Origin of the sequence: Sphingobacterium spiritivorum, assembly GCF_016724845.1 — a bacterium.
Lineage (GTDB): Bacteria > Bacteroidota > Bacteroidia > Sphingobacteriales > Sphingobacteriaceae > Sphingobacterium > Sphingobacterium spiritivorum_A.
The window spans coordinates 2517224-2536553 of the sequence record NZ_CP068082.1 but is presented as its reverse complement, the minus strand read 5'-3'; the positions used below and the strand labels follow the sequence as shown (position 1 = coordinate 2536553).

Here is a 19330-nt window from a genome sequence, read left to right as displayed (position 1 = left end):
GTTTGAATGATTCTTTCCTTCTTATTTCTTGCCTTTATTCGGCAACATCGGATTTGTGATTGCACTACCCTGTATGAATATTTTATGATCCTCTACTTCTCCTCCGACAGCACTTCCCGTAGGCAGTTGAAGTTCATTAAGATTATAGCCGTACCGTAATCTAACGTATGTGCTACGTATCACACGATTTGCCGGAACGGTCCATGTCAGATTTACAGAGGTACCGGAAGCCGTAGCCGTAGCAACAGCTCTTTCTGAAGCTTCGAATACACCATTTTGGTTAAAATCAATCCATCCGGCAATATAACCGTCTCTATAGGCTTTATAAGGAATCGCTACCGTTATAGTTTGATTTGGGTTATAATAAAGTTTATAAGAGAAGCTTTTGTATTGTGCAGGCCATGCATCTTCTTCATTGACTCCGGCTATTCCGTCATTATTATCTCCCATCGCATCTTTACTGTATAGTGGTTTGTTATCCGCATCAGGACCGGTTGTTCCGAGAAAACCTGAAACAGGTGCTTCCAGACCACCTACCTGATAAGAAGTTGTATTTAAATTTACAACCGTATTTACAGGAATATTATCGTATTTCACATTCAGCGCATCAATCATATGAAGTGGAGTTCCATAGCTTTCTGGTGCATCACCGCCATCTATAGCCGGAGGTAAAAGCCCTAAAGAAATTGCAGTCAGACCACCTCCTTTTAGCGTTACATCAAAAGATACGCTAAGATCAGTTCCCTGAAAGGCTTGCTCATTAAAGGTAAGGAATGCGACTGCGCCGGTATTGTTGTCATTTCCTCGTAGAAAGGATAATTTCTGTTTATTTCCTGTCAGATTATCTTTTCTTACTTCATAAGCTCCTGTTACAGATGTATTCTTCTTCAAATCCACTATAGACCATGTTCCGGAAGCTGTAGCTGTAAAGTTTTCACCAGCTGCCAGTGACTCTGCATCTCCAAGTACCATTCCGTTAAGTCGCACCGGTACTCCATCAATCGTAGCTTTGCATGTCAATGTAAAACTAACACTTGCGGCATCAGTAGTATTCCGGATACCGCTTACCAATTTGTTATTGGTTCCTGTTCCACCGATATTATACATATCATCCATCGAGTCTCCACTATAATTTCCGGGAGCATAACTATTAATCAGTCCCACCAAATTAGAAATAGTGGCCTGAATACATAAATAACGTCCTCCACCCATATTAATAGAAGCGTATGAAGATGACCCATTAGCAAGTGTCTGATTATGTTTTCCATATGTATCAGTCGCAGCCTGCGCACCCCAGGTCAACCAGAGTACATTATTTTTATATATACTGCTTCCACCAGTAGCAAAGGCCGCCGTAGCGAATTTACCAGCAGGAAGCGTACACTGCCCGGAAGCATTTTGCTGAACAAAAAAGCCAAAAATCAGAATAAATAATAAAATCTTTCTCATACACTTATTGCCTGCGGGCCTTATTGATCAATATCGGATTAGTAATTACTTTACAGTTTTTCACCCGGATAGTTATGACATTTGTAAATCCGGATTCACAGGTATGTCCAGAGGACAAAGATACTGTGATTCTACGGAACTGCGTGGTTTTATTTAATTTACCAGGTTGTAATGTTGAGGAAGTTCCGGCAACATTATTCCATGTGGAGCCTCCGTCTATGGATTGTTCCCAACGATACGTAAGTGTTGTATTTCCTGCTATTGTACCATTCTGAACAGAAGTAATTAATTGAGGCACTGAATTTTCACAGATAGTCTGATCTATACCAATACTACCGGCAGTAGGCACGGGCTGAACAATCACCTGAATAGGTGTCATTGGTCCTTCACAATTCCCGTTTGTCTGTGACACATAGTATGTAAATGTGCCTGCAGTAGTGGTTGAAGGAGTTGGCGCATTTGCCAAAGGAACACCTGTAGTCTGTGTATACCATCTGAGGGTATTCGATCCGCTGGCTGTTGCCGTAAGAGGTACCGCCGTTTCACCGATACAGTAATATACAGGTGTGTTCGCAACAGGTGCTACAGGAGGAGCAACCATATTTATGATGAGACTATTATTGCCTCTGTTTGCTACCGGCTCCAGTTCTGTTGTACTCGTAGATGTTCCTGACAAATATTTAACAGAAGTCTGATCGGTATATGTAGTTACTCCGCTATTGGGTTTAAGGTTATATTTGATTGGGTTAGCAGCCACTATTCCTGACCCCAGACCTAATGTAGCTGTATAGGTATAAGTAGATCCTGATACGGATCGAGTCCATCCGCTATAATCAGATGCACTTTGTGTAAATGTCACATTTGACGGGATCACTTTTGTTACCACAATTCTGTTCGCTGTTGTTGTTGCCTGATTACCTTTATTCACAACTTTGATTTCAAAATTATTTCCTGCTCCCGGATCTATACACGCATCAGGCACATTACTCAAAAGGGTAAGATCCACATTTTCCGCTATGACCGGTGTATTGACGACAGAGGTATTGTTTTCAAGATCCTGATCGGTAATATCTGTAGGCATCACGTTAGTCGTATTCGTAAGAATATTTCCAGCTGGAATTTTATTTAATGTACCGGTAACCGTTATTCTTCCGGTAGTCTTTTTTGCTAAGTTTAGCGATCCTGTAAATTCATTCGTTGCCGAAGTAGAGGGAAGCGTGGTTCCAGCTAAAAATCCGGAATAAGAAATACTGTTAATTGTAAACATATCCGGAGTAACCAGATTTCCGTCTCCGTCTGTTATCTTATCCTTAAAATCAATTTTTGTCAGGTCAGCATCTGTATCGTTAACAACCTCTATGGTATAAGTTACCTTATTTTCACTTCCGCTTCCTGCGATACTTCTTAACACGTCTTTATCCGCCCTTTTCACCACCCGCAGGTTTCCGGGAGTTGTTACTAACAAATTACGCAACTCATGGAAGTTAACAGCCCATCCTGTAGATGCTGCAAAACCTAGTTTCAAAATTGCCGGCGGAGCTTCTGTTGTTGTATATGTTATCAGTTCCTCAAAATCAGTCTGACCTTCGCGTTTCCATCTCAGTGTAATATTATATTTATTTCCTGCAACTGGAATCACCTCTAATTGTACTCTCCTGTAGAATACCCCATCCGTAGGTCTGGATGTAGGGTATGCCCCTGCACTTGTACCCGAACTTTTGTTATAATCAATATGGTTTTGCCAACCGTTACCAAGTGTTCCTGTATAATTAGCGGGAACGTCCGTTTTTGTTCCGGTACCCGTTCCGGAGATATTCACACTTTTCAGAAACGGATTTGATGTGGCATTATCGGCAGTACCGGTACTCCCCCTTAATGTGATGGAGTTTGGTACAGCCTGATTGGCTCCGGTAAATTTATCTGGAGCAAATTTATTTGTAAAGTTACCAAAAGCATCAAAACCGATACCGATGTAACCATTCTTTAGTCCGTTATTATTATTGGGGTTATCTTTATTTCGGGCATAACCTAATGAACCTCCGTATCCGCCAAGAGCAAATTGAGATGCTGTAGTCGTTCCGTCAAAAAGAAAAATTGAAAATCCGTCACCACCATCATTTAATCCACCGCGGCCATCCTTGGTTCTCCAGATTTTATATTCGAAATCTGCAATAATACCTAATGATGAGGGAAAAGTTTTATTTATAAAAGCGTATCCTTTCTTATTCTGATCGTCCGGAGTCAACCTCAACCAGCCTGCCCCTACAGGATCTTCCTGACCGGATGTAAGTTTGGAGTCATCTCCCAGAATAATATCCGGACTTACCGCGCCTTTGAAATTCTCTGTTATTGTAAATTGTGCATCCGCAGTTTTTTGCATAAAAAAGAATGCAATAGCCAGGACTGTCATTTTTAAGACAGTCCTGAATGTAATGTTGTGCGTATTCAAATTTACTTGTGTCATTTTTACTATGGTTTTACGGCAAACACAATATTCATGAATGATCCGATTGTTACGTCAGCATTTGCTTTCACTGTATAAGTCAGTATACCTGTATTGCTTACCGACACACTTGCAAATACATTTGTATCGTACCATGTAATGTAGTAGTCTAATTCTCCTGAAGGTAAAACAGGTAAAGCGGTTGTCACTGCAGCATTCTGAGCCATTGGTGTTCCGAATTGTTTTTTATAACGATCGTAAAGATTGATTGTTCCAAATGACTCTCCTGATACACCTGTTTCCGCTACAAACTGATCTGCTGCTGTAGGAACGATAATAGACGGCATATAGAAGAATTTCGGCATTGTCGCTTTGACTTGTTTCAAGACTCCGCTTGCATCGGCTACGACTACCCTATCTGTACTTACTCCATTTGTACCGTTATAAGCTGCTGCTGCTGTATTTTGCAATCCTGCCACAGCAAGCGTGTTCGTTGCCGTTGCGGTTATAGTTGTAGCTTTTGTTAAGCTACCGCCAAGCTGTACATTATTTCCTGTTTTTGTCAAACCATTATCTGCAGTCGTATTATCTGTCAATGTAGACTGTGCTACCCATTGTGCATTTGCACCTGTAGCATCTGTCACTAACACCTGATTCGCTGGACCCGGTGCAATCTTACCTGCAGTAACATTTTTGTCCGCTAATTTAATGGTAGTAATTCCGGCATCCGCAACTTTAACATTTGCATCCACTAAGGTTGCGCCTGCTCCTGCACCTACAACTATTGATCCGTCTCCTGCTGAAAGGGTTTTACCTATGCCGCTTGTACCTGTATTCACACTTAATGTTCCGTTTGCATCAACAGATAAACCTGTTCCTGGTTTTACAACCCCTAATGTATTCGCTGCTGCAGTAGAAACATTAACAGTGTATGCTGTATTTCCTGTTGCATTTGGTGTTGCCGGTGTAACAGACACATTGCTTCCTGCAACTACTGTAGTTGTTTTCTGAGCAGATTGAATTGCATCTTTCAAATCAACAGAAGCAGAAGCAACTCCATTTACAGTAGTTACAAGTCCTGTTCCTGTGATCGTATTGTTTACACCATTTACAACTGGTGCTGTAGCAACCTTACCGTTTACTGTAGAAGTAAGTGTATTAGTACCATTATTAACTAATGTATTTGTTGTTTCAGGAGAGATCGTAGTTTTATCAACCCATGTTCCTTTTCCATCTGCACCTACAGTCATTACCTGTCCTGAAGTTCCGCCTGCAACCTGGTTCGCATTTAATGCCCCGCCAATATTTTGTAATCTTAGATTAGACTCTTTTACATCTAACGTGGTATTTTTAAGGACAGTTCCTGTACCATCCGTAACAACGATTCTGTCTCCTGTTGCTGCAGTAAGGTTTTTCGCATCAGATAAGTTCGTAGCAGAAATAGCCTGGTAAGTAACCGTTCCATCAGCATTTGCTGTCGCTACTTTACCCGCATCAGCTGCCGTAGCACCTAATTTACTTGCAGTTACTGCTTTTGCTTTGATATTGGCTGTAACATCTTTTAATAATGCTGTTCCAGCATTCGTTGACAGATCCAGATCTGTAGAAGTTAACGCTTTACCTCCTGTTACTCCTGTAACATCTACTGAAGGTACTTTGGGAATCCAGTTTGTACCATCAAATGTTAGTACCTGATTTGCTGTTGGCTTAGTTGCACTAACAGGTGTTCCCTGAATTTTCTCAACTTTAGTTGCATTAGCAGCTCCGGTAACATCTCCTGATAAAGTAAGAGTAGCCGGGTTTGCAGACACTGTATATGTAGTTGTATTTGTTCCCTGAGCAGGAGTAACTGTAATACCTGATCCTTCAGCAACTATAGTTTTATGTTGACCTGCCTGAATTGCATCTTTCAAATCAACAGAAGGAGAAGCAACTCCATTTACAGTAGTTACAAGTCCTGTTCCTGTGATCGCATTGCTAACGCCATTTACAACTGACGCTGTCGCAACCTTACCGTTTACTGTAGAAGTAAGTGTATTAGTACCATTATTAACTAATGTATTTGTTGTTTCAGGAGAGATGGTAGTTTTATCAACCCATTTTGTGGTTGTACCTTCTGTTATTAATACCTGACCATCTGTACCCGCTGTGATTTGATTATTTGTTACTTTACCACCTATATTTTGTAAACTCAATTTTGATTCATCTACATCTACAGAGAAAGCTTTCAAAGCCGCACCTGTTGGCGTGCCACCTAAAACAACTTTATTGCTTGCTGCTGTAACATTTTGTCCGGATACAGATGTACTAGGTATAGCATCTGAATAGGTTACATTACCATCTTTATCAGCAATTGCAATACGTCCTTCAGTTCCTGCACCAGCAGTTAATTTATCTGAAGTAACACTTTTTCCAGCTATTTTAGCTGTAGTAATTCCTGCATCAGCAACTTTAACATTTGCATTAACTAATGTTGCTCCGGTTCCGTTACCCACTACAACTGATGCGTCTGCTGCTGTCAGATCTCCTTTTGTTCCTTGAATAGTTTTTATAGTCGCAAGTAATTCATCGATCGCACCTTGAACATCTTTAGAAGTAAGTCCTGATGTCGTGTTATTATATGTAATATGATCTGCATTTGTATTGATTGTAGTCAATACATTTCCCTCCGCATCTTTAAAAGTATAAACTCCGTTTGCAAAAGATACATTAACCATACTAGGATCCAGAGTTACCTCTTGTTGTTTTTCATTCTTATACGTATACGTTCCGTTAGCATTCTTTACTAAGGTCGTAACGGTCTCGTTGGCTTTTACAATGTTTGAGATGTTGATCGTCTGCGTTGTACCGTTCTCATCTAAATACGTGAAGTTAGAACCGTCGTAGTATACATTACCGCCTACATTCTTGATCAGGTTAGTGATCGCATTGGTAACATTTGTATCGCCTAAGATATTGTTGAAGTTGTTGATAACATCTGCAGGTACATTGATGGTAGTCGTAGTACCATTCTCTGAGGTATACGTGTAGGTACCGTTACCGTTATTGACTAAGGTCGTAACGGTCTCGTTGGCTTTTACAATGTTTGAAATGTTGATCGTCTGCGTTGTACCGTTCTCATCTAAATACGTGAAGTTAGAACCGTCGTAGTATACATTACCACCTACATTCTTGATCAGGTTAGTGATCGCATTGGTAACATTTGTATCGCCTAAGATATTGTTGAAGTTGTTGATAACATCCGCAGGTACATTGATGGTAGTCGTCGTACCGTTCTCTGAGGTATACGTGTAGGTACCGTTACCGTTATTGACTAAGGTAGTAACGGTCTCGTTGGCTTTTACAATGTTTGAAATGTTGATCGTCTGCGTTGTACCATTCTCATCCAGGTATGTGAAGTTAGAACCGTCGTAGTATACATTACCGCCTACATTCTTGATCAGGTTAGTGATCGCATTGGTAACATTTGTATCGCCTAAGATATTGTTGAAGTTGTTGATAACATCTGCAGGTACATTGATGGTAGTCGTAGTACCATTCTCTGAGGTATACGTGTAGGTACCGTTACCGTTATTGACTAAGGTAGTAACGGTCTCGTTGGCTTTTACAATGTTTGAAATGTTGATCGTCTGCGTTGTACCGTTCTCATCTAAATACGTGAAGTTAGAACCGTCGTAGTATACATTACCACCTACATTCTTGATCAGGTTAGTGATCGCATTGGTAACATTTGTATCGCCTAAGATATTGTTGAAGTTGTTGATAACATCTGCAGGTACATTGATGGTAGTCGTAGTACCATTCTCTGAGGTATACGTGTAGGTACCGTTACCGTTATTGACTAAGGTCGTAACGGTCTCGTTGGCTTTTACAATGTTCGAAATGTTGATCGTCTGCGTTGTACCGTTCTCATCTAAATACGTGAAGTTAGAACCGTCGTAGTATACATTACCCCCTACATTCTTGATCAGGTTAGTGATCGCATTAGTAACATTTGTATCGCCTAAGATATTGTTGAAGTTGTTGATAACATCTGCAGGTACATTGATGGTAGTCGTAGTACCGTTCTCTGAGGTATACGTGTAGGTACCGTTACCGTTATTGACTAAGGTCGTAACGGTCTCGTTGGCTTTTACAATGTTCGAGATGTTGATCGTCTGCGTTGTACCGTTCTCATCTAAATACGTGAAGTTAGAACCGTCGTAGTATACATTACCACCTACATTCTTGATCAGGTTAGTGATCGCATTGGTAACATTTGTATCGCCTAAGATATTGTTGAAGTTGTTGATAACATCCGCAGGTACATTGATGGTAGTCGTCGTACCGTTCTCTGAGGTATACGTGTAGGTACCGTTACCGTTATTGACTAAGGTCGTAACGGTCTCGTTGGCTTTTACAATGTTCGAGATGTTGATCGTCTGCGTTGTACCGTTCTCATCTAAATACGTGAAGTTAGAACCGTCGTAGTATACATTACCACCTACATTCTTGATCAGGTTAGTGATCGCATTGGTAACATTTGTATCGCCTAAGATATTGTTGAAGTTGTTGATAACATCTGCAGGTACATTGATGGTAGTCGTAGTACCATTCTCTGAGGTATACGTGTAGGTACCGTTACCGTTATTGACTAAGGTCGTAACGGTCTCGTTGGCTTTTACAATGTTCGAGATGTTGATCGTCTGCGTTGTACCGTTCTCATCTAAATACGTGAAGTTAGAACCGTCGTAGTATACATTACCACCTACATTCTTGATCAGGTTAGTGATCGCATTGGTAACATTTGTATCGCCTAAGATATTGTTGAAGTTGTTGATAACATCTGCAGGTACATTGATGGTAGTCGTCGTACCATTCTCTGAGGTATACGTGTAGGTACCGTTACCGTTATTGACTAAGGTCGTAACGGTCTCGTTGGCTTTTACAATGTTCGAGATGTTGATCGTCTGCGTTGTACCGTTCTCATCTAAATACGTGAAGTTAGAACCGTCGTAGTATACATTACCACCTACATTCTTGATCAGGTTAGTGATCGCATTGGTAACATTTGTATCGCCTAAGATATTGTTGAAGTTGTTGATAACATCTGCAGGTACATTGATGGTAGTCGTAGTACCGTTCTCTGAGGTATACGTGTAGGTACCGTTACCGTTATTGACTAAAGTAGTAACGGTCTCGTTGGCTTTTACAATGTTCGAGATGTTGATCGTCTGCGTTGTACCGTTCTCATCTAAATATGTGAAGTTAGAACCGTCGTAGTATACATTACCACCTACATTCTTGATCAGGTTAGTGATCGCATTGGTAACATTTGTATCGCCTAAGATATTGTTGAAGTTGTTGATAACATCCGCAGGTACATTGATGGTAGTCGTAGTACCATTCTCTGAGGTATACGTGTAGGTACCGTTACCGTTATTGACTAAGGTCGTAACGGTCTCGTTGGCTTTTACAATGTTCGAGATGTTGATCGTCTGCGTTGTACCGTTCTCATCTAAATACGTGAAGTTAGAACCGTCGTAGTATACATTACCCCCTACATTCTTGATCAGGTTAGTGATCGCATTGGTAACATTTGTATCGCCTAAGATATTGTTGAAGTTGTTGATAACATCTGCAGGTACATTGATGGTAGTCGTAGTACCGTTCTCTGAGGTATACGTGTAGGTACCGTTACCATTGTTGACTAAGGTCGTAACGGTCTCGTTGGCTTTTACAATGTTCGAAATGTTGATCGTCTGCGTTGTACCGTTCTCATCTAAATACGTGAAGTTAGAACCGTCGTAGTATACATTACCACCTACATTCTTGATCAGGTTAGTGATCGCATTGGTAACATTTGTATCGCCTAAGATATTGTTGAAGTTGTTGATAACATCTGCAGGTACATTGATGGTAGTCGTAGTACCATTCTCTGAGGTATACGTGTAGGTACCGTTACCGTTATTGACTAAGGTCGTAACGGTCTCGTTGGCTTTTACAATGTTCGAGATGTTGATCGTCTGCGTTGTACCGTTCTCATCTAAATACGTGAAGTTAGAACCGTCGTAGTATACATTACCCCCTACATTCTTGATCAGGTTAGTGATCGCATTGGTAACATTTGTATCGCCTAAGATATTGTTGAAGTTGTTGATAACATCCGCAGGTACATTGATGGTAGTCGTAGTACCGTTCTCTGAGGTATACGTGTAGGTACCGTTACCATTGTTGACTAAGGTAGTAACGGTCTCGTTGGCTTTTACAATGTTCGAGATGTTGATCGTCTGCGTTGTACCGTTCTCATCTAAATACGTGAAGTTAGAACCGTCGTAGTATACATTACCGCCTACATTCTTGATCAGGTTAGTGATCGCATTGGTAACATTTGTATCGCCTAAGATATTGTTGAAGTTGTTGATAACATCTGCAGGTACATTGATGGTAGTCGTAGTACCGTTCTCTGAGGTATACGTGTAGGTACCGTTACCGTTATTGACTAAGGTCGTAACGGTCTCGTTGGCTTTTACAATGTTCGAAATGTTGATCGTCTGCGTTGTACCGTTCTCATCTAAATACGTGAAGTTAGAACCGTCGTAGTATACATTACCACCTACATTCTTGATCAGGTTAGTGATCGCATTGGTAACATTTGTATCGCCTAAGATATTGTTGAAGTTGTTGATAACATCCGCAGGTACATTGATGGTAGTCGTGGTACCGTTCTCTGAGGTATACGTGTAGGTACCGTTACCATTGTTGACTAAGGTCGTAACGGTCTCGTTGGCTTTTACAATGTTTGAAATATTGATCGTCTGCGTTGTACCATTTGCATCTACATATGTAAAGTTAGAGCCATCATAGTACACATTACCTCCGATGTTTTTGATCAGGTTAGTGATTGCATTCGTAACATTCGTATTGCCGATAATATCGTTAAAGTTGTTGATAACATCCGCAGGTACATTGATGGTAGTCGTGGTACCGTTCTCTGAGGTATACGTGTAGGTACCGTTACCATTGTTGACTAAGGTAGTTAGCGTTTCATTCTTCTTAACTACCTCAGCCAGATTTATAATTACAGAATTACCATTTGCATCTATATAAGAAATCTCGTAAGTAGAGGGATTGTAGGTAATGTTCGTTGCTCCTGTTGAACTGCCCGCAGCCACCCATTTACTCCCGTCATTATAGTAGATGCCAGGTCTCACATCATTGGTTGACACGGTATTATATACCATCATACCTGCAACATGCTTATTTCCCTGTAACGGCGCCGGATTCGTTGTTGACGTCAACTCTACACGAGAAAAAAGGAGCCCCTTGAACTTACTTTCCAGTTCTAGCATAGCATCTTTATTCGGAAGAGCAGATTCTCCGGTAGTAGAGCCATCACTGATTTTCTGCTGAGCATACACAGATCCTACTGATACAACGAAAAATAGGAGAAAGAGAGCCAGACGATTTTTCATATTATGTAAATTATATTTTGCATTTCAGTTATTTTCAAATCAACTTTTTCGGTTCAACAGATATAAAAAGTCAATCTGATCACAGTATAAACTACTCGTGGCTGCAAAACTAATAAAGCTACAATAGGCTACTTTTTTTTATTTCTACGATGTAGACATCACGCTACAAAACACTTGTATTTACATATATTCCTTAAAATTTTATAGACAATCAACTACATTTAACTGTTAATTCTTTCATAAATAATGACGCTGAGGCAATAGATCCGGAAGGTATACGTTGATAAAATTCCTGAATAGAAAACATCCAATGATTTTCAATAATTAAGAAGTTTGTACAAGAAGAAAAGAGTGAATATGTAGCTAAAAATCGATAATTTCTTAATTAATTTTTCTATAATTAGACATATTATGAAAACCCACTAAAAAACATGTATTTTCGTTTAGTTTTGACTGAAGATCAGGTCCAGAAATGACAAAATCAAAAAAAGCTCATAAGAAGTCTATCCAGAAAAATGACAACAGAATAGCCGCGGATGTCACCACATCATTACCTCGTAAAGAATTCGACGCAAGTGCTTATGTTTATCTTATTTTCATCGCACTTTATCTTATTGTTGATATTATACCGCGTGGGGATATTATTGATACAGCAGGTCAGCAAAGAATACAACTGGATATCATTAATATTTCGGCGATTATCTATATACTAAGGAAGTTTTCACAGGGTTATGGTTTTAAAGTGTCCTTATTTTTTAAACAAATCATACCTATACTATTTATTTCCTTTTTTGTACTATCAGGTATCTCCATATTTGCAGGGCTCAACAAAGTTGAAGGTCTACTGGAGTATGCCGCCTATACAACTACATTAATCTCATTCCTTAATATCTTCACATTAATATTTCTGGCAAAAGATAATATTAAGGTCATCTCCATTATAGTTACCTGTATTGTTCTATATCAATCCGGCGCTGAACTGTATAAATTCATACGTGAGGTTAATACACTTCCGTTATGGGAAGCAATATTGAATATCAAATGGACCACTGGCAATAAAAATATTTTTGGCGCGACATTGATTGTTAAACTTTGTTTTGTAGTCTATACCTTTTTACGCACGAAAGGTATATTCAGATATATTGCCCTGTTAACCTATTTTATCGCTCTGCTGACTTTGTTTTTCATTAGCGCCAGAGCTATTTACATTAGTTCGACACTGATTATTTTATTCATAACTTTAGGTACAACTATTCTGTATTGGAAATCTGAGAAAAGAAACAGTACACTGCTCCATAATGCAGTACTCATTTCTTTATTTATCATCAGTTTTCTGATCGTTGACAAGACCCTTACAAAATATTCAAAAGACGGATCTGATAAACAAATTAATACTGAACAATCCCAAAGCAGTTCTTTTATTGAAGAACGTGCACAGACAATTACAGATTTTGACAACTCCGGAACAAACATTCGCCTTTTCATGTGGAAAGCCTCATTAGAAGGCATAAAAGAACGCCCTTTATTAGGGTATGGTCTAGGGAATTACAAAATAGAATCGTCAAGAATTACAGGTAAATATTATACATCTAATGTTTTCAATCGGTATAATCACAATGACTTTCTGCAGGTCGCTTTCGAAAGTGGTATAATCACAGGACTTCTGTATTTTGGTCTTTTTGTTTTTGCCTTTATTTACACATTAAAAATTCTTTTCAAAAAGGAATATAACCAGGAAAGAAAATTTGCAGCCATATTGATTTTCAGTGGAATAATCGGGTACTTTATTGACTCTGTCTTTAACTTTCCTCTGGCACGCCCCAATATGAATATTATGTTCGTATTACTATTAGCAATGACTATTGCTAATTATGTGAGTGTAAAAGTAAAAGCCGGTACAACAAGTTATAAACCCGTTTACAAGTACATCTATTACTTTACCTTTATTCTGGGAACAGCCACGTTTTTCATTAATTACATAAATTATAAATCATACAAAGCCCAATATCTGATAGATACAGATTCAGACAAGGTAGACTATTCGAATCCACACCCAAAATATACATATCAGCAAGTCGAACAAATGCTATCCGGATCTGTTCCTAATCTTGGTGTTGACAGCGAACCCTTACTTCTGAAAAAAGCGAAATACCTATACTTTGAAAAGAGATATCAGGAAATGCTTGACATCTTAAAGGATTATGACAAAGTAAGCCCATACACAGTATACGATGACAACATGAAAATGCTGATGTATGCCAATCTTGGAAAAGTAGACTCTGCATACAAGTATAGTCAGGTTATGTTTAATGAAAGACCATATAGCTATAGTGATTATAAGATGAATATCGAGCTAGCTGGCAGCAATAAAGATGTAAACGGCGTTAAGAAGTCTTTCCATGACTTTAATAAATACACCCAAAGTCAGGAGGCCTATGAATATTATCTTAAAAACTTACTCAAATCAGAGTACGATTTTAAATCTGACACAACTATCCTGGCCGAGGGGATGAGATTGTATCCTGAAAGTGAGACTGTGAAATCCTTAAAGAAATATGTTGATTTCTTAAAATCCTCTGATCTAACTCCAGAACAACTCAAGCTGATACTCACCCGCAATAAACAATAAGGACATAAAATTGACATCCATGGAAAGGGATTCTGATAGCAACAACTAGGATACCTCTAACTAATCTAGCCTAATTATTCGACTATTACAGTAACCCCTTTATAAAATGGTTACTAATGACGGGTTTTTTCTATCTTCTTTAACAACACACACATCCTTCTCTTCTGAACTAACTAAAACACGCCTTATTCGCTGATTTCTACCACCACAGGGCAATGATCAGAGTGTACAGCATCATTAAGTAAATAGGATTTTTCGATCTGACTGGCCAATGGAGCTGATACCATGTTATAATCAATCCGCCAGCCCAGGTTTCTAGCTCTGGCACCGGCTCTGTAGCTCCACCATGAATACTGATGAGGCTCAGGGTTCAGATGACGGAAAGAATCTACGTAACCGGAATTAATAAAATTCTCCATCCATTCCCGTTCTTCCGGCAAAAATCCGGAAGTATTCGCATTAGACTTAGGATTATGTATATCTATTGCGCGATGACAGATATTATAATCCCCGCATACAATAAGGTTAGGAATATCCTTAAGGAGACGATCGCTGTATTGCTGAAAATCATCTAAAAACTGATATTTGAAAGTCTGCCGTGCTTCACCTGTTGTTCCGGAAGGAAAATAGGTACTCATAACTGAAAATTTTTCAAAATCAGCGCGGATTATTCTTCCTTCAAAATCATACAACTCGTGTCCGCATCCATATTCTACACGCTTTGGAGAGACCTTTGTAAAGATGGCGGTTCCGCTATATCCCTTCTTCTGTGCAGGGTACCAGTAATGCTCAAACCCCAATTGCTCCAATAAAGCTATTTCAGGAATCAGATCCGGTGTAGCCTTTATTTCCTGAAGACAGATCACATCTGCATTCGTACTTTTTAGCCAGTCCAGCCAACCTTTTTTAAGAGCAGCACGCAGGCCGTTAACATTATAAGTAATGATTTTCACGAGAAAAAAAATAAAAGGTAAATCCTTAATTAAAATACAGATTCAGACAGATTAATTCTGCCTCAGGCACTAATAATCCTTTCCTGAAAACATATCGAAAAACCGGGTTAGAAAGCCTGTTTTAGGTTTCTCTCCTTTGAGTTCCAGTTCGAGGTTTAATGCTTCTCTTCTGGTTAACACTTTCATAGACATCCTTATATCATCTAACGGCCTGTCCAGAGCATCAGTTTTCACTTTAGCGATTGTCTCCACAACTTCTACCCCATTCAAAAGCTCCCCAAAAACAGTATAATTACCATCCAGATGAGGAGTTCCTCCGACAGTAGTATAAATTTTGCGTTGTGCATCCGTAAACTTACGGCCCTTTAATTTAAACTGTTCCAGACTATCCAGCCCTGCATTTGTAAATACGCGGCCTTCAACCAGGTAAAACTGAGATCCGGAAGATGCTTTTGCAGGATTATTATCTCTTGCAGCACCTATTGTCCCTTTTTTATGAAATAAGGTGTCCCGGATTTCTGCATTGATCGTATATTTCGGACCACCCTCTCCCAATGCCTGTCCCTTTGCAGCCTGTCGTGAATCCGGATCTCCTCCCTGAATCATAAAATGATTAATCACCCGGTGAAACAGCAGACTATCGTAATATCCTTCACGTACCAGTTTCACAAAATTGTCCCGATGTAGCGGAGTAGCGTTGTACAATTTCAACAAACATGTGCCTTTGTCCGTACTGATGCTAACATACTTAAATTCAGGTTTAGCAGCCCAGACATACAGGCTGCATGTCATTACAAAAAACAGTAAGATTATTTTTCTCATCATAAAAGAATAAGCAGAAGCTACATCATTTCCATTTCCTGGAAATAATCGACTATTAAAGATTTTATAATTAGTTCTTGTTCTAATAATGTATAATTCGGAATAGGTTTGACTAATTCCCAGTGTGGCCAACCTTCCTGATCAACGCCCTGTAATTCATAAAATCCCATAGCGCTGAAAAGCTTACAGGTAGCGATATGCATCAGCTCCTCCTTTTCTCTTTTAGAGAATGTCTGAGGTCCTTTACCTAATTCCTGTACTCCTATCAGAAAAAGCATGACTTTGATATCCGGTATATCCATATCAAAACTTTCCGCCATCTTCCCCTGTAGCACAGACCAACTCTTATTCACTTGACTAGCATTCATATCTATAAACTCAAAAGTAAAAATTAAAAAGGTAAAAACCTTTTACAATAAACGGCACTTATTTTTCTAACAGCTTGTCGATGAATAACAGCTCTTTACCTGAGCTCATTAATCAGTTCTACACAACGTTTCTCAATCATTTTGTAGACAGGGTCGAACATTTTAGCATCAAAATAGGGGTCAGGAACAGCATTGTCCGGAATGAATAATTTTACTTTCTCGCGCTCAGTCACAGAAGTTGTCTGTGCTATTACATCTTTATAATTTTGATTATCCATCACCAGGATATAATCATATTTATCAAATAGAGTAGGATTAAAATGTTGCGCTTTTTGCTTACTGATATCGATTCCATATTTTGCTGCCACAGCAATAGACCGATGATCGGGAGCCTGTCCGATATGCCAGTCGCCCGTACCGGCAGAGTCAATCTCCCAGCCTAAACCGCGTTCATCTACTAAATGTTGTAACACGCCATGTGCTAAAGGAGATCTGCAAATATTCCCCAAACAAACCATTAGAATTTTCATGCTCCTAAATTACGATTAAATATTGCAATCAAAAAAGGGTTGCCAGATGTATGGCAACCCTTTGATCTTATCATGACAGTTGTTGTTTAATATTCCACCGGAACATTCAACATAACGGTACTGCCTCTTTCCGGCACACCTTTGATACGGATAATATTCCGATCGGTATCTCCTAATGCAGACTCTATATCATCTACATTATTTACTGGTTTACCATTTATTTCAGTAATGACCAGACCCCTTTCTACTCCGAAGTATTCAAACAGGCCGCCACGATTTACTTGTGCTACCACAACTCCCGAATTGACACCCAATTCTTTTTTGCGTGCAGCTGAAGCCGGCACAAAGCTGGCGCCTAATTTATTGTAAATTTCGGTAGCGCTCTTACTTGAGCCTGAAGCCGTTTTCTTAGCGTCTTCTTCCGCTTTCAGTGTAACGGTTACATTTCTTTCTTTACCACCTGATTTGATAGTAAGATTGACTTTGTCACCAGGACGAAGACGCGCTACACGTTCCTGAAGATCTGATGATGAGTAAATGACTTTGTCTTCTATCTTGGTAATCAGGTCTCCCGGCTTGATGCCCGCAGCTTTAGCAGCCCCATTAGCGACCACATCCTGTACATACAGCCCATTCAACTCATCAAGACCTTTTTGTTTAGCCAGTTCAGGCGACATCTCTGTAAATGTCACACCGATCAAACCTCTTTTTACGGATCCGAACTTCACAAAGTCATCCATGATCTTTTTCATCAGATTCACCGGAATAGCAAAGCCATATCCTGCATATACTCCTGTAGGTGATGCAATAGCAGAGTTAATACCGATCAGCTCTCCACGGGCATTTACTAAGGCTCCTCCACTATTTCCTTTGTTGATCACTGCATCTGTCTGGATGAAAGATTCAATAGCGGTATTGATAATAGGCTCTTCTGATTGCTGTCCGTAACCTCTTGGATATCCTTGCTGATTTTGAGAATCACCAAGAATACCGATCTGACGACCTTTAGCACTCACAATACCTGCTGTCACTGTAGACTGCAGACTCAGCGGATACCCTACTGCCAATACCCACTCACCGATCTGTACATCGTCCGAATTACCTAATTTAACGATAGGTAGCTTTGTCGCACTAACTTTCAATAGTGCCAGATCCGTATTTGGATCGCGTCCGATGACTTTAGCTTCAAAAGTACGCTTGTCCGTCAACTGCACTTCTATTTTATCAGCGTCTTCAACAACGTGATTATTCGTTACGATATAACCGTCATCGGAGATAATCACTCCCGAACCCGAAGCTTGTTGCGGAGCACGGGGCTGTGATCTGCGGCCCTGAGGCATTCCAAAAAATTCTTCAAACATATCAAACGGTGATCCGGACTCTCCTCCTCTTGAACCTTTATTTGAATACGTGGTCCGGATATGTACTACACCCGGAGATACCGCAGCAGCTGCCTGCGTAAAATCAGGGTTGCCTGTTGAAGCCATTACTTCACCAGAAGGATTATTTGCATAGTAAACTTTTTGTCTTTCTTCGAAAGACATGTTGTCATAACGTTGATTTTCGAAGAGTTTATACCCTCCGATGGCAATCGCCCCACCAAAGGCTGCTGTCATCAATGTTAAAGTGATTTTTTTCATATTATCTTTCATCTTGTGTCTGTTATTAATTTACCAAAAAAACGTTAACACTCATTATTTATAAATCTTATATTCAAATGTAATACCATTTGGCAGCTGTTGTCAAGTCATGTCAGTTAAAAAGTGTTAACAATAAAGCATATTCAGAAGATTTTAACAAGATTTAACGATTGGCCAAATTATTGTAACAAGAATATTAAATTTGTAGCATATTTCAGCAAAAATGACAGATCAAATCAAATTTTATAAATATCAGGGAGCCGGTAATGATTTTATCCTGATCGATAATCGAAAAGCGGTATTTGAGCGTTCAAATGAAGCCTTTGTTAAACAATTATGCGACCGTAGATTTGGAGTCGGTGCTGATGGATTGATGCTCCTTCAAGATACGAAAAATTTTGATTTTGAAATGGTCTATTATAATGCCGATGGCAGAGAAGGAAGTATGTGTGGTAATGGCGGACGTTGCATCGTAGCGTTTGCACGGGACCTTAATATCATCGGGGAGGACGCTGCCTTTTTGGCAGTTGACGGTCCTCACCAGGCACAAATACATGACAATCAGGTCAATCTACAGATGATCGATGTAGACCAGATTTCGAAAGATGAATCAGCATATGTCCTTAATACGGGATCTCCGCACTTTATCAAAATAGTAAGCGATCTCAAAAATATGGATGTATATCAGGAAGGATATACCATTCGTAATAATGCTACCTATAAAAAAGAAGGTATCAATGTCAACTTCGTTGAAAAAGAAGAAAACGGATACTTTGTGCGCACCTTTGAAAGAGGAGTGGAAGATGAAACATTTGCCTGCGGTACAGGCGCTACAGCTGCAGCCATGGCAATAGCCATTGAAGAAAATATGGAAGGACAGATCGAAATTCCTATCCGTGTACTGGGCGGACAGCTCTACATTAGCTTCCTCAAAAACGGACATACATTCAGGGAAGTTTATCTCAAAGGTCCTGCAAACTATGTCTTTGAAGGAAATATTTAAAACAGAACACAAAATTTATCTACATAAAAGGTAGATTAT

10 protein-coding genes are annotated in these 19330 nt (G+C 39.6%); 2 read left to right on the top strand and 8 right to left on the bottom strand.

What is annotated here, in order from left to right:
• Window positions 1-21: 21 nt before the first annotated feature.
• The 3 genes from I6J03_RS10715 to I6J03_RS10705 are packed head-to-tail and all read right to left on the bottom strand — an operon-like array spanning window position 22 to window position 11346.
• Window positions 22-1449 (bottom strand): CshA/CshB family fibrillar adhesin-related protein, encoded by a 1428-nt coding sequence (locus tag I6J03_RS10715; RefSeq protein WP_003011993.1) that lies wholly within the window; start codon window positions 1447-1449, stop codon window positions 22-24.
• 4 nt (window positions 1450-1453) lie between these two features.
• A complete protein-coding gene (locus I6J03_RS10710) occupies window positions 1454-3913 on the bottom strand; it encodes an Ig-like domain-containing protein (protein WP_003011991.1) in 2460 nt (819 codons plus the stop codon).
• Between the two features lie 5 nt (window positions 3914-3918).
• Window positions 3919-11346: an S-layer family protein gene (locus tag I6J03_RS10705; protein ID WP_201694360.1), complete on the bottom strand. Its 7428-nt coding sequence runs from the start codon at window positions 11344-11346 to the stop codon at window positions 3919-3921.
• A 472-nt stretch (window positions 11347-11818) separates the two neighbouring features.
• Between I6J03_RS10705 and I6J03_RS10700 the strand changes: the two genes are divergently transcribed.
• Window positions 11819-13975 (top strand): O-antigen ligase family protein, encoded by a 2157-nt coding sequence (locus tag I6J03_RS10700; RefSeq protein ID WP_003012584.1) that lies wholly within the window; start codon window positions 11819-11821, stop codon window positions 13973-13975.
• A 185-nt stretch (window positions 13976-14160) separates the two neighbouring features.
• Here I6J03_RS10700 and I6J03_RS10695 read toward each other — a convergent pair whose 3' ends face one another.
• The 5 genes from I6J03_RS10695 to I6J03_RS10675 form a co-directional block, all read right to left on the bottom strand.
• Complete coding sequence (locus I6J03_RS10695) at window positions 14161-14928, bottom strand: exodeoxyribonuclease III (protein WP_003012586.1); 768 nt, start codon at window positions 14926-14928, stop codon at window positions 14161-14163.
• 69 nt (window positions 14929-14997) lie between these two features.
• Window positions 14998-15753, bottom strand: a complete 756-nt coding sequence (locus tag I6J03_RS10690) for a peptidylprolyl isomerase (protein ID WP_003012588.1) — start codon at window positions 15751-15753, stop codon at window positions 14998-15000.
• Between the two features lie 17 nt (window positions 15754-15770).
• Entirely contained in the window at window positions 15771-16118 is a 348-nt protein-coding gene (locus I6J03_RS10685) for a hypothetical protein (RefSeq protein WP_003012590.1), read from the bottom strand.
• Window positions 16119-16213: 95 nt separating this feature from the next.
• Window positions 16214-16648: a low molecular weight protein-tyrosine-phosphatase gene (locus tag I6J03_RS10680; RefSeq protein ID WP_003012592.1), complete on the bottom strand. Its 435-nt coding sequence runs from the start codon at window positions 16646-16648 to the stop codon at window positions 16214-16216.
• A gap of 86 nt (window positions 16649-16734) precedes the next feature.
• Window positions 16735-18300, bottom strand: coding sequence for a Do family serine endopeptidase (locus I6J03_RS10675; RefSeq protein WP_003012594.1), 1566 nt, complete (start codon window positions 18298-18300; stop codon window positions 16735-16737).
• A 211-nt stretch (window positions 18301-18511) separates the two neighbouring features.
• Here I6J03_RS10675 and dapF point away from each other — a divergent pair, with 211 nt between their 5' ends.
• A complete protein-coding gene (gene dapF / locus I6J03_RS10670) occupies window positions 18512-19291 on the top strand; it encodes a diaminopimelate epimerase (protein ID WP_003012595.1) in 780 nt (259 codons plus the stop codon).
• Window positions 19292-19330: the final 39 nt, after the last annotated feature.

Excerpts from the sequence above, each read along its gene's own strand:
- I6J03_RS10715 (WP_003011993.1), bottom strand. The coding sequence starts at position 1,449 with ATGAGAAAGATTTTATTATTTATTCTGATTTTTGGCTTTTTTGTTCAG.
- I6J03_RS10710 (WP_003011991.1), bottom strand. The coding sequence starts at position 3,913 with ATGACACAAGTAAATTTGAATACGCACAACATTACATTCAGGACTGTC.
- I6J03_RS10705 (WP_201694360.1), bottom strand. The coding sequence starts at position 11,346 with ATGAAAAATCGTCTGGCTCTCTTTCTCCTATTTTTCGTTGTATCAGTA.
- I6J03_RS10700 (WP_003012584.1), top strand. The coding sequence starts at position 11,819 with ATGACAAAATCAAAAAAAGCTCATAAGAAGTCTATCCAGAAAAATGAC.
- I6J03_RS10690 (WP_003012588.1), bottom strand. The coding sequence starts at position 15,753 with ATGATGAGAAAAATAATCTTACTGTTTTTTGTAATGACATGCAGCCTG.
- I6J03_RS10685 (WP_003012590.1), bottom strand. The coding sequence starts at position 16,118 with ATGAATGCTAGTCAAGTGAATAAGAGTTGGTCTGTGCTACAGGGGAAG.
- I6J03_RS10680 (WP_003012592.1), bottom strand. The coding sequence starts at position 16,648 with ATGAAAATTCTAATGGTTTGTTTGGGGAATATTTGCAGATCTCCTTTA.
- I6J03_RS10675 (WP_003012594.1), bottom strand. The coding sequence starts at position 18,300 with ATGAAAGATAATATGAAAAAAATCACTTTAACATTGATGACAGCAGCC.
- dapF (WP_003012595.1), top strand. The coding sequence starts at position 18,512 with ATGACAGATCAAATCAAATTTTATAAATATCAGGGAGCCGGTAATGAT.